The 11894-nt window shown below is 71.0% G+C and carries 11 protein-coding genes; 8 read left to right on the top strand and 3 right to left on the bottom strand.

Annotated elements, in window-relative coordinates; genetic code table 11:
- Positions 1–3 precede the first annotated feature (3 nt).
- Positions 4–1464, top strand: coding sequence for a Re/Si-specific NAD(P)(+) transhydrogenase subunit beta (gene pntB, locus AMY39116_RS0312655; protein WP_020418026.1), 1461 nt, complete (start codon positions 4–6; stop codon positions 1462–1464).
- A 148-nt stretch (positions 1465–1612) separates the two neighbouring features.
- Positions 1613–2734, top strand: a complete 1122-nt coding sequence (locus AMY39116_RS0312650; RefSeq protein WP_017982607.1) for a hypothetical protein — start codon at positions 1613–1615, stop codon at positions 2732–2734.
- A 75-nt stretch (positions 2735–2809) separates the two neighbouring features.
- On the opposite strand, the gene AMY39116_RS0312645 is transcribed toward AMY39116_RS0312650, so the two are convergent.
- Together AMY39116_RS0312645 and AMY39116_RS0312640 are read right to left on the bottom strand one after the other, a co-directional pair.
- Positions 2810–3985 (bottom strand): zinc-dependent alcohol dehydrogenase, encoded by a 1176-nt coding sequence (locus AMY39116_RS0312645; RefSeq protein ID WP_020418025.1) that lies wholly within the window; start codon positions 3983–3985, stop codon positions 2810–2812.
- Positions 3982–4443 (bottom strand): hypothetical protein, encoded by a 462-nt coding sequence (locus AMY39116_RS0312640; RefSeq protein WP_020418024.1) that lies wholly within the window; start codon positions 4441–4443, stop codon positions 3982–3984. Before AMY39116_RS0312640 ends, AMY39116_RS0312645 begins: the two co-directional genes overlap by 4 nt.
- A 137-nt stretch (positions 4444–4580) precedes the next feature.
- Between AMY39116_RS0312640 and ctaD the strand changes: the two genes are divergently transcribed.
- Positions 4581–6356 carry a cytochrome c oxidase subunit I gene (ctaD, locus tag AMY39116_RS0312635; protein ID WP_020418023.1) on the top strand — a complete coding sequence of 592 codons (1776 nt, stop codon included), beginning with the start codon at positions 4581–4583 and terminating at the stop codon, positions 6354–6356.
- 99 nt (positions 6357–6455) lie between these two features.
- Positions 6456–6959, top strand: coding sequence for a hypothetical protein (locus AMY39116_RS42725; protein ID WP_020418022.1), 504 nt, complete (start codon positions 6456–6458; stop codon positions 6957–6959).
- Position 6960: 1 nt separating this feature from the next.
- On the opposite strand, the gene AMY39116_RS0312625 is transcribed toward AMY39116_RS42725, so the two are convergent.
- Positions 6961–7527, bottom strand: coding sequence for a TetR/AcrR family transcriptional regulator (locus AMY39116_RS0312625; protein WP_020418021.1), 567 nt, complete (start codon positions 7525–7527; stop codon positions 6961–6963).
- Between the two features lie 89 nt (positions 7528–7616).
- On the opposite strand from AMY39116_RS0312625, the gene AMY39116_RS0312620 reads away from it, so the two are divergent.
- The 4 genes from AMY39116_RS0312620 to AMY39116_RS0312605 all read left to right on the top strand — a co-directional run bounded on the left by AMY39116_RS0312620 (position 7617) and on the right by AMY39116_RS0312605 (position 11849).
- Positions 7617–8633, top strand: coding sequence for an aldo/keto reductase (locus AMY39116_RS0312620; RefSeq protein ID WP_020418020.1), 1017 nt, complete (start codon positions 7617–7619; stop codon positions 8631–8633).
- Between the two features lie 9 nt (positions 8634–8642).
- Complete coding sequence (locus AMY39116_RS0312615) at positions 8643–9500, top strand: LLM class flavin-dependent oxidoreductase (protein ID WP_020418019.1); 858 nt, start codon at positions 8643–8645, stop codon at positions 9498–9500.
- 107 nt (positions 9501–9607) lie between these two features.
- Positions 9608–10717: an NDMA-dependent alcohol dehydrogenase gene (locus AMY39116_RS0312610; RefSeq protein ID WP_020418018.1), complete on the top strand. Its 1110-nt coding sequence runs from the start codon at positions 9608–9610 to the stop codon at positions 10715–10717.
- Positions 10718–10730: 13 nt separating this feature from the next.
- Positions 10731–11849, top strand: coding sequence for an NDMA-dependent alcohol dehydrogenase (locus tag AMY39116_RS0312605; RefSeq protein WP_020418017.1), 1119 nt, complete (start codon positions 10731–10733; stop codon positions 11847–11849).
- Positions 11850–11894 lie beyond the last annotated feature (45 nt).

Here is an 11894-nt window from a genome sequence, read left to right as displayed (position 1 = left end):
CTCATGACTCTCGACACGATCGCGCAGGCGGCCTACCTGGTCGCCGCGTTGTTGTTCATCCTGGCGCTGGCGGGGCTGTCCAAGCACGAGACCGCCAAGACCGGCAACGGGTTCGGCATCGCGGGCATGGTCGTCGCGCTGGCGGCGACCATCGCGCTGGCCGTGCACCGCGACATCTCCACCCTCGGCGTGGTGCTGATGGTGGTGGCGGTGGTGCTCGGCGCCGCCGTCGGCCTGCAGCGCGCCCGCGTGGTGCAGATGACCGGCATGCCCGAGCTGATCGCGCTGCTGCACTCCTTCGTCGGCCTGGCCGCCGTGCTGGTCGGCTGGAACGGCTACCTGGAGGTCGAAGCGCACCCCGAGGGGGCCGAGGCGCGGACGCTGGCCGCGCTCGGGCTGGGCGGGATCCACTCGGCCGAGGTGTTCATCGGCGTGTTCATCGGCGCGGTGACCTTCACCGGGTCGATCGTCGCGTTCCTGAAGCTGTCGGCGCGGATCAACTCCAAGCCGCTGATGCTGCCCGGCAAGAACTTCCTCAACCTCGGCGCGCTGGCGGTGTTCGTCGCGCTGACGGTGTGGTTCGTCATCGACCCGCAGCTGTGGCTGCTCGTCGTGGTCACCGCGGTGGCGCTCGCGCTGGGCTGGCACCTGGTGGCCTCGATCGGCGGCGGCGACATGCCGGTGGTGGTGTCGATGCTGAACAGCTACTCCGGCTGGGCGGCCGCCGCGAGCGGGTTCCTGCTGGAGAACAACCTGCTCATCGTCACCGGCGCGCTGGTCGGCTCCTCCGGTGCCTACCTGTCCTACATCATGTGCAAGGCGATGAACCGCTCGTTCATCTCGGTCATCGCGGGCGGGTTCGGGATCGAGGCCGGCCCGGCGGACGACACCGACTACGGCGAGCACAAGGAGATCACCGCCGACGGCGCGGCCGAGCTGCTGGCCGACGCGAGCAGCGTGATCATCACCCCCGGCTACGGCATGGCCGTCGCGCAGGCCCAGCACGGCGTCGCCGAGCTGACCCGGCGGCTGCGGGAACGCGGGGTCGAGGTCCGGTTCGGCATCCACCCGGTGGCCGGCCGCCTGCCCGGGCACATGAACGTGCTGCTCGCCGAGGCGAAGGTGCCCTATGACATCGTGCTGGAGATGGACGAGATCAACGACGACTTCGCCGGCACCGACGTCGTCCTCGTCATCGGCGCCAACGACACGGTCAACCCGGCCGCGGCCGAGGACCCCGGCTCGCCGATCGCCGGCATGCCGGTGCTGCGGGTGTGGGAGGCCAAAAACGTCGTGGTGTTCAAGCGGTCGATGTCCTCGGGCTACGCGGGCGTGCAGAACCCGCTCTTCTTCCGCGACAACTCCGCCATGCTGTTCGGCGACGCGAAGGAACGGGTCGAGGACCTGCTGCGGGCGCTGCCCGCCCCGAGCACGGCCGGGGCCGGGGCCCGCGCCGGGAGCTGAGGGCGGTGAAAGCGCTTCCCCGCCGGACCCGCCGCGCGTGGTCCGCCGGGGAAACGGCAGGTAACAGATCAAGGCCGATCACCCGGTTGATCTACCCACCTGCTATGTTCGCGCTCCCCACCGTCGAGAACTCCACAAGGACAACGACATGGAAACCGAGAGCGACCAGCACGCTGCTTCAACCGACGTGATAAGCAGCGCGGCGCACGCCGCCCGCCTGGTCATGTTGGACACCATGGACGAGAAGATCCGGTACGCGTGCGAGACACTGGGTGAGCCGTCGACCTCCGACGTGCTGGCCTTCCTGGTGACCTACGGCGTGGTCACCAACCCCAAGCGCGAGCGCGCCGCGGTCGCGGAGAAGGTCGGCAAGTGGCGGGAGGAGCGCGGGCTCGGCGACACCGGGGACCTGCCGCGGCTGTCGGTGAAGATGCTGGCCGAGCTGGACGGCCGCAAGGAAGCCGACGCGGCCGCCGAGGCGGAGCCGCAGGGCGACGAGACCGACACGCCCACCGGGGAGATCACGGAGACCGCCGAGGCGGCCAAGCCGGCGAAGCGCAAGTCGCCGGAGGGGTCGCGCGGCTTCTACCTGGTGGCGTTCATGTCGCTGCTGGTCTCGGTGGACACCTCGTGGCGCTTCTTCGGGGAGAAGCTCGGGATCACCAACGTCTACGAGCGTGCCGCGATGTTCGCCGTGGTCGAGGTCGCGCTGATCGCGTGCGGGTTCGCGATGCGCGCCGAGATCCGCAGCCCCAAGGGCAAGCCGGGCCCGGCCCGGCTGATCCTGTGGGCGCTGTGCGCGGCGTCCGGCTACATGGCCTTCGACCTGGCCGGCCCGGTGTCCGGCCTGGCGCGGGTCACGCTCGGCCCGGTCCTCGGTGTGGTCATGCTGCACCTGGCCCTGGGCATCGAGCTGCGGCACACCCGCGCCCGCGTCACGACCTGGTCGCGGGTCAGCCGTGAGCTCAAGGAGCGCTTCCTCTCCCGCCTCGGCCTCGGCGACGACGAGCGCGACGCACTGGCCCGGACCCGGGACCGCGCGGCGCGCCGTGCCGCGCACCTGGCCCGCGCGTCCTGGTTCACGCCGTTCCGCAAGACCCGGCTGGACCGGGCGCTGCGGGCGGCCAACGCCGCGCACGACGACCGGATGCGCGCCCGGCTGATGGCGGAGCTGGCCGCGGTCCAGCACGCCGACGAGCTGCGCAGGCTGGACCTGGCCTCGCCGTGGTCGGACTCGCTGTCCAACAGCCTGAAGTTCCTCAAGCGCTGACACTCGTCCCGACCGGAAACGGCCGCGTGCCGCCACGACTCCCGTGGCAGCACGCGGCCGTTCCGCTGTGGACGGTCAGTGTGCGGGGTGGAAGACCGCGCGCACGCAGCCGTCCTTCTTGTGCTTGAACAGGTCGTACCCCTTCGGGCCCTCGTCGAGCGGCAGCGTGTGCGTGACCAGGTGCCGGGTGGGGATCTCGCCCGCGGCCATCCGCTCCAGCAGCATCGGGATGTAGCGCTGCCCGTGCTGCTGGGCCCCGCGGATGGTGAGGCCGTTGTTGATGACCGCGCCGAGCGGGAACTTGTCCACCAGCCCGCCGAACACGCCGAGGACGAACACGGTGCCGCCCTTGCGGCAGGCGTGGATGGCCTCCCGCACCGCCGCCGGCCGCTCGGTGTGCAGCCGCAGCTGCTGCTTCACCTGGTCGTAGGCCTGCTCGACGCCGGTGGTGTGCGCCTCCATGCCCACCGCTTCGATGCACACGTCCGGGCCGCGGCCGCCGGTGCGCTCACGGAGCTCGGCGCCGACGTCGGTGCTGCTGTAGTCGATGGTCTCGGACCCGATGTGCCGCTCGGTCATGGCGAGCCGTTCCGGGTAGCGGTCGATGGAGATCACCCGTTCCGCGCCGAGCAGGATGGCCGCCCTGGCCGCCATCTGGCCCACCGCGCCGCACCCCCACACGGCGACGACGTCCCCGGGCTTGACGCCGCCGAGGTCGGCCCCCATCCAGCCGGTCGGGATCGAGTCGGAGGCGAACAACGCCGCGTCGTCGTCGAGCCCCTCGGGCACCGTGAAGGCGCCGTAGTCGGCGAAGGGCACCCGGATGTACTCGGCGTGGCTGCCCTGGAACCCGCCCATCGCGTGTGAGTAGCCGAAGATCCCGCCGGGCTCGTAGCCGTAGGCCATCGCGGTGATGCCCGGGTTGGTGTTGCTGTTGTCGCACAGCGACCACAGGTCGTTGCGGCAGTACCAGCAGCGGCCGCAGCCGATGAACGACGCCACCACCACGCGGTCGCCGACGCGGTGCCGCCGCACGCCCGAGCCGACCTCGACCACTTCGCCGAGGAACTCGTGGCCCAGCACGTCCCCGGCTTCCATCGCCGGGATGTAGCCGCCGATCAGGTGCAGGTCGGAGCCGCAGGTGGTGCTCGCGGTGACCTTCACGACGACGTCCTGGTCGTTGCGGATCTCCGGATCCCGCACGTTCTCCACGGAGAGCTTGTTCACGCCCTGCCAGCACAACGCCTTCACAGCCGTCCCTCCCCGCCCGCGCGCCGCGTCGCGAAGCGCATGATCGCGCCGCCCGGTGTGGGTTTCCCGGTGGTCGGCGGGTCCGGGCGGATCACCTCGCCGGTCTCCAGCCGCGACTTGAGGTCCCGCAGCGCCCGGCGGATGTCCTGCCGCGGATCGGCACCGCTGAGCCGGGCGAGCGCGCCGCCCGGCCCGGGGTCCACCGGGCGCAGCGCGACCTCGGTGCCCCGTTCACCGGGGGCCGCGGTGAGGCGGAACTCCACGGTGTCGCCGAAGTCGGCCAGCGTCCGCCGCAGCTCGTCGCTGTTGCCCACGCTCAGGGGCGACTCGCCGATCGTGACGGTGAGCCAGCGGCCGGCCTCCGTCCCGCCCCGGCGGGCCAGTCGCTTCCGGACCACCGGTGCGGCCGCGGCCGCTGCCGCCGCCAGCCCGCCGAGTCCCAGCCAGGTCCTGTCCATCGCGCCCTCCGTCGTGTCGTCGCGGGTTCCCTGTACCCCCGTGCCGGCGGGTGACACGCGCCGGCGCCGGGTTTGCGCGATCGCCGGAACGGGTAGCAGGGCGCGGCACGGTTGGAACTCGCCGCGAAGGGCACCGCATGACCGACACGTTGCGTCCCGCCGATCCCGTTCTGGTGCCGCGTCCCGCGGTGCACCGGCCGTCGCGTGGTTCGGCGGTGTTGCGGTTGTTGCGGACGACGGATCCGAAGCAGATCGCGATCCTGTACCTGACGACGTCGTTCGCGTTCTTCATGGTGGGCGGGTTGATGGCGTTGCTGATCCGGGGGGAGCTGGCGCGGCCGGGGTTGCAGTTCCTGTCGCCGGAGCAGTACAACCAGCTGTTCACGATGCACGGCACGATCATGTTGTTGCTGTATGCGACGCCGACGGTGTTCGGGTTCGCCAACTACATCCTGCCGTTGCAGATCGGGGCGCCGGATGTGGCGTTCCCGCGGTTGAACTCGTTTTCCTACTGGTTGTTCCTGTTCGGCGGGCTGATCGTGATGGGGGCGTTCCTGACTCCGGGCGGGGCGGCGGATTTCGGCTGGACCGCCTACACGCCGTTGTCGGACGCGGCGAACTCGCCCGGGATCGGCGGGAACCTGTGGGTGGCCGGGCTGATCGTGTCCGGTCTGGGCACGATCCTGGGCGCGGTGAACATGCTGACCACGATCGTGTGCCTGCGCTGCCCGGGCATGACGATGTGGCGGATGCCGATCTTCACCTGGAACATCCTGTTCACCAGCGTGCTGGTGCTGCTGGCCTTCCCGATCCTGACCGCGGCGTTGTTCGGGTTGCTGGCCGACCGGCTGATCGGGGCGCACGTGTTCGACCCCGGCAATGGCGGCGCGATCCTGTGGCAGCACCTGTTCTGGTTCTTCGGCCACCCCGAGGTCTACATCATCGCGCTGCCGTTCTTCGGCATCATCACCGAGATCATCCCGGTGTTCAGCCGCAAACCCCTGTTCGGCTACAAGCTGATGGTGTGGGCCACGGTCGGGATCACCGCCCTGTCGGTGGCGGTGTGGGCGCACCACATGTTCGCCACCGGCGCGGTGCTGCTGCCCTTCTTCTCCATCATGACGTTCTTCATCGCCATCCCCACCGGCATCAAGTTCTTCAACTGGATCGGCACCATGTGGCACGGCAAACTCACCTTCGAATCGCCCATGCTGTGGTCGGTGGGGTTCCTGGTGACGTTCCTGCTCGGCGGGCTGACCGGCATCCTGCTCGCCTCACCACCCCTGGACTTCCACATCCACGACAGCTACTTCGTGGTCGCGCACTTCCACTACGTGCTCTTCGGCACCATCGTGTTCGCCACCTTCGCCGGCATCTACTTCTGGTTCCCCAAGATGACCGGCCGCATGATGGACGAACGACTCGCCAAACTCCACTTCTGGACCACCTTCCTCGGCTTCCACACCACCTTCCTGGTCCAGCACTGGCTCGGCGACGCCGGCATGCCCCGCCGCTACGCCGACTACCTCGCCACCGACGCCTTCACCGGCATGCACATGGCCTCCACCATCGGCGCCTTCCTGCTCGGCCTGTCCATGCTGCCCTTCATCTACAACGTCGTCCGCAGCTACCGCTACGGCGAACCCGTCACCGTCGACGACCCCTGGGGCTACGGCAACTCCCTGGAATGGGCCACCACCTGCCCACCACCACGCCACAACTTCACCGAACTACCCCGCATCCGCTCCGAACGGCCCGCCTTCGAACTCCACTACCCGCACATGGTCCAGCGCTTCCGCGACGAAGCCCACATGACCCCATTCCAAAAACACCACGCCTCACCCGGCGAACTCGCCGCCGCCGCCACCCAACCCGACGACCAAGGCCCCGGCAACGACCCGCGGGGCAAGTAGCCCGGGGGCGCGCGGCTGCCGGGCGCGGCTGCGGGGGTCCGGGCGGCGGCCGTGCAGGGGTGAGAGGGCCGTCCGGCCGCACCGGTCAAGGTCGCGGGCGTGTCGATCAACTTCGGCGCCGTGCTGGCCATCGCGGGGCTGGTGGCCGTCGGCGGGTGCGCCTCCGAGCGCGCCTACGCCGTGCCCGATCACGTGTGCGGCGTTCCGGTGGAGTCCGCCGCGCTGACGCCGCTCCTGCCGGACGGCGAGGGGATCGCCGAGAGCTTCACCGACAAGGGGCAGGGCAGCGTGTCCTGCCGGCTGAGCGTGGACGGCTCGACCGTGCTCTACCTCGCGGCCGACGTCACCGACCGCGGCACCGCCGCGGTCTCCCTGGACGACGACGGGCTGCGGCGGCTTGGCAACCCCGTCCTCGTCGACGGCGCGGGCGACGTGACCGCGGTGGCCGACCGCGGCGCCAAGGCCATGGCCGAGTGCACGCACGCCGGGCAACCGCGGTTGTTCGTGGGTCTCGTCCAGTCCGAGGCCGCGCAACCGCGGGACGTGCTGCTGGCCTTCCTGGCGAGCTGGTTCCCCGCGGCGCGCGCCGCGGCGGGTTGCTGACTCAGCGCAGCCCGGCGATCAGCAGCTCCACCAGGCGGCGGGCGTCGTAGCGGGGGTCGGAGTCCGCACCGACGCACAGGTTTCCCACGCCGCGCATCAGGGCGTACGCCTCGACGTCCCGGTGGATTTCGCCCGCCGCGCGCGCCGCGTCGAGCAGGCTCGCGCACACCGGGACCAGCCGGTCCAGGAAGTAGGCGTGCAGCGCCGCGAAACCCGCCTCGTCGGACTGCAGCACGCCCGCCAGGCCGTGCTTCGTCACCAGGAAGTCCACGAACAGGTCCACCCACTTCCGCAGCGCCGCGTACGGCGCCTCGCTCGCCAGCAGCGCGGGACCCGCCTCGGCACAGGCGTCGACCTGGTGCCGGTACACGGCGATGATCAGGTCCGCCCTGGTGGGGAAGTGGCGGTAGATCGTGCCCATCCCGACCCCGGCCTCCGCGGCGATGTCCCGCACCGGCGCGTCCACGCCCGCCCGCACGAACACCGCGGCGGCCGCGTCCAGCAGGGCTTTCTCGTTCCGCCGGGCGTCGGCCCGCTTGGTCCGGACTGGCTTCCCCTCGTCGGCCACGCACACCTCCTTGCTAAGCGGAACAAGGTTCCGTATCGTGAGTAGCGGAGCAACGTTCCGCTTGCTCCCAGCATAGAGGGGACACCACCTTGCAGTACCGCACCCTGGGCCACACCGGCGTGCGCGTCAGCGCACTGTCGCTCGGCGCGATGAACTTCGGCGCGATCGGCCGCACCACCCAGGACGAGGCGAACGCCATCGTCGACGCCGCGCTCGACGCCGGCGTCAACCTGATCGACACCGCCGACTTCTACCCGGGCTCGGAGGAGATCGTGGGCCGCGCCATCGCCGGCCGCCGCGACGACCTCGTGCTCGCCACCAAGGCGGGTCTGCCGGTCGACGACGACCACAGCCACCGCGGCGCCTCCCGCCGCTGGCTGGTCACCGAGCTGGACCGCAGCCTGCGCCGCCTCGGGGCCGACCACGTCGACCTCTACCAGATCCACCGCTGGGACCCGGCGACCAGCGACGAGGAGACCCTCTCGGCTCTGACCGACCTGCAGCGCGCGGGCAAGATCCGCTACTTCGGCTCGTCGACCTACCCGGCCTACCGCATCGTGCAGGCCCAGTGGGCGGCCCGCGAGCACCACCTGGGCCGGTTCGCCACCGAGCAGCCCGGCTACTCGATCCTGCAGCGGGCCGCCGAGGCCGACGTCCTGCCGGTCACCGAGCAGTACGGGATGGGCGTGCTGGTGTGGAGCCCGCTCGCGTCGGGCTGGCTCTCCGGCGCCATCCGGGCGGACCGCGAGTTCCGCACCAACCGCTCCGCGAACATGCCCGAGCGCTTCGACACCGCCCTGCCGGTCAACCGGGCCAAGCTGGACGCCGTCGAGCAGCTGGCGAAGGTCGCCGACGAGGCCGGCCTGACGATGATCCAGCTCGCGCTCGGCTTCGTGCTCGCGCACCCGGCGGTGAGCACCGCGCTCATCGGCCCGCGCACGCTGGACCACCTGAACTCGCAGCTCGCGGCCGCCGACGTGGTGCTGCCCGCCGACGTGCTCGACGCCATCGACTCGATCGTCGCCCCCGGCACCGACCTCGCCCCGGGCGAGAAGGTCGACACCCGGCCCGCGCTGCTCGACCCGTCGCTGCGGCGACGCCGATAGGAACCCCGAATGCCCAGTTTCGGCATCATGACCGCGCCCATGCAGGCCGGCTACGACGACATCCGCCGCGTCTGGCAAGAGGCCGACGCAATCCCCGAGATCGAGCACGCCTGGCTGTTCGACCACCTCATGCCGATCGCGGGCGATCCGGACGGCCCGGTCCTCGAAGGCTGGACCCTGCTGTCCGCACTGGCCGCGCAGACCAGCCGCCTGCGCCTCGGGCTCCTGGTGACCAGCAACCGGTTCCGCCCGCCCGCGGTGCTGGCCAAGATCGCCACCACCGTGGACGTCGTCTCCGGCGGCCGCCTCGACTTCGGCATCGGCGTCGGCTCGCGGCCCGGCCACCCGCTCGCCCGCCGCGAATACGAGGCACACGGCCTGCCCTTCCACGACGCCGCGGACGCCACCGCGAGCCTCGATGAGGCCCTGACCGTCATCCGCCGCCTGTGGACCGAGGAGCGGCCGTTCGACTTCGACGGCGCCCACGTGAAGCTCACCGGAGCGTTCGGCAACCCCAAACCGGTGCAGCGCCCCGGCCCGCCGATCCTCGTCGGCGGCCGCGCGAAGGCGACGCTGCGGGTGGTGGCCGAGCACGCGGACCTGTGGAACATCCCGGGCGGTGACCTCGACGACGCCGTCGAGCGCAGCGCGTTGCTCGACCGCTACTGCCGCGACATCGGCCGCGACCCGGCGGCGATCACGCGGTCGATCCACCTGCCGGTTTCCTACGAACGGCCCGGCGACACCCGCAAGGCGATCGGCGCTGCCGCCGGCGCCGGCTTCACCCACTTCGTCCTCGGTCTGCCCGCGCCCTACCCGCCGGGCGTCGCCAGGTGGGTGGCCGAGGAGGTGATCACGGCGGCCTGAGCCCGGCCGGGCGCAAGGTTTTCGTGACGTGGAAAGGGCGCTGGTGCCGCCCGGGGCCCGAAGCGAAGGTGGGTCGAACCACCCCACGTCAGCGAACGGGGACCTTCATGACCATCACCACGCGAGCCGCGGTGTGCCGGGAACCCCGGCGCCCCTGGGAGATCATCGACCTCGACCTGGACGAGCCGAAGGCGCACGAGGTCCGGATCCGCTTCAACGCGGCCGGCCTGTGCCACTCCGACGACCACATCCAGAAGGGCGACGCGCAGATGCGCTTCCCCGTGGTCGGCGGGCACGAGGGCGCCGGGGTCGTCGAGGCCGTCGGCGCGGACGTCACCCGCGTCGCGGCCGGCGACCACGTCGTCTGCTCCTTCATCCCGGCGTGCGGCCAGTGCCGCTACTGCTCCACCGGGCACCAGAACCTGTGCGACGCGGGCAAGAACGCGTCCACCGGCGAGTTCCCCGACGGCACCTTCCGCTTCCACGCCGGCGGCGAGGACTTCGGCGGGCTGTGCGTGCTCGGCACCTTCTCGCAGTACGCCGTGGTGTCGGAGTTCTCCTGCATCCCGATCCCGCGGGACATCCCGTTCGAGATCGCCGCGCTGGTCGGCTGCGGCGTGCCGACCGGCTGGGGGTCGGCGGTGTACGCCGCCGGCGTGCGGGCGGGGGAGACAGTGGTGGTCTACGGCGCGGGCGGCGTCGGCAGCAACGCGGTGCAGGGCGCGCGTTACGCCGGCGCCAAGCACGTGGTCGTGGTGGACCCGGTGGAGTTCAAGCGGGACATGGCGAAGGTCTTCGGCGCGACCCACACCTTCGCCGACGCGAAGGAGGCGCACGAGTTCGTCGTCGAGACCACCTGGGGCCAGCTGGCCGACCACGCGATCATCACCGTCGGTGTCCTGCACGACGAGGTGATCGCCCGCGCCCTCGACGTCGTCGGCAAGAGCGGCAAGGTCACCATCACCGCCGTGGGTGGCGGCTGGATCGACGCCAACGCGGGCCTGTTCATCGGCTACCAGCGGCGGGCGCAGGGCGCGTTGTTCGGCAACTGCAACCCGCTCTACGACGTGCCGCGGCTGCTGGGCCTGTACCGCTCGGGCGACCTGAAGCTGGACGAGCTGATCACCCGGCGCTACTCGCTGGACGAGGTCAACCAGGGCTACCAGGACATGCTCGACGGCAAGAACATCCGCGGCGTCATCGTCCACGAGCACTGAGGGGACCGCGACCATGACCATCACCACCCGCGCCGCCATCGCCCGCGCGCCCCACCGCCCGTGGGAGATCACCGAGCTGCAGCTGGACGAGCCGAAGGCGCACGAGGTGCGCGTCAAGTTCCACGCCGCCGGGCTGTGCCACTCCGACGACCACATCACCAAGGGCGACGCCCCGGTGCGGCTGCCGATCGTCGGCGGGCACGAGGGCGCCGGCGTCGTCGAATCGGTCGGCCCGCACGTCACCCGGGTCAAACCGGGCGACCGGATCGTCTGCTCCTACATCCCCGCCTGCGGCAAGTGCCGTCCCTGCTCGACCGGGCACCAGAACATGTGCGACGAGGGCAAGAACGCCTCCACCGGCATGTTCGCCGACGGCACGTTCCGCTTCCACGCCGACGGCGAGGACTTCGGCGGGTTCTGCACCCTCGGCACGTTCTCGCAGTACGCGGTGGTGTCCGAGTGGGCCTGCCTGCGGCTGCCCGAGGACATCCCGTTCGAGATCGGCGCGCTGGTCGGTTGCGGCGTGCCCACCGGCTGGGGCTCGGCGGTGCACGCGGCGGGCGTGCGTGCCGGGGAGACCGTCGTGATCTACGGCGCCGGTGGCGTCGGCAGCAACGCCGTGCAGGGCGCGCGCTACGCCGGGGCGAAGAACGTCGTCGTGGTCGATCCCGTGGAGTTCAAGCGGGACATGGCGAAGGTCTTCGGCGCCACCCACACCTTCGCCACCGCCAAGGAAGCACACGACTTCGTCGTGGAAACCACCTGGGGCCAGCTCGCCGACCACGCCATCTGCACGCCCGGCGTGCTCACCGAGGAGATCGTCAACGCGGCCGTGCAGGTCACCGGCAAGGGCGGCAAGGTCACCGTCACCGCCGTCGGCAAGATCGACGAGCGCGCGGTGCACTTCCCGGCCGGCATGCTGATCGGCTACCAGCGGCAGCTGCGCGGCGCGTTGTTCGGCGACAGCAACCCGCTCTACGACGTGCCCCGGCTGCTGGGGCTGTACCGCTCGGGCGACCTGAAGCTCGACGAGCTGATCACCCGGCGCTACTCGCTGGACGAGGTCAACGACGGCTACCAGGACATGCTGGACGGCAAGAACATCCGCGGCGTCATCGTGCACGAGCACTGAGTCCACGAGCACTGAGTCCACGAGCACTGGCGCGACACACCTCCC

The organism is Amycolatopsis sp. ATCC 39116 (assembly GCF_000231075.2).
GTDB classification, from domain to species: domain Bacteria; phylum Actinomycetota; class Actinomycetes; order Mycobacteriales; family Pseudonocardiaceae; genus Amycolatopsis_E; species Amycolatopsis_E tucumanensis.
Note: the sequence above shows the minus strand (reverse complement) of the source record. Positions and strands in the feature narration are given on the sequence as shown.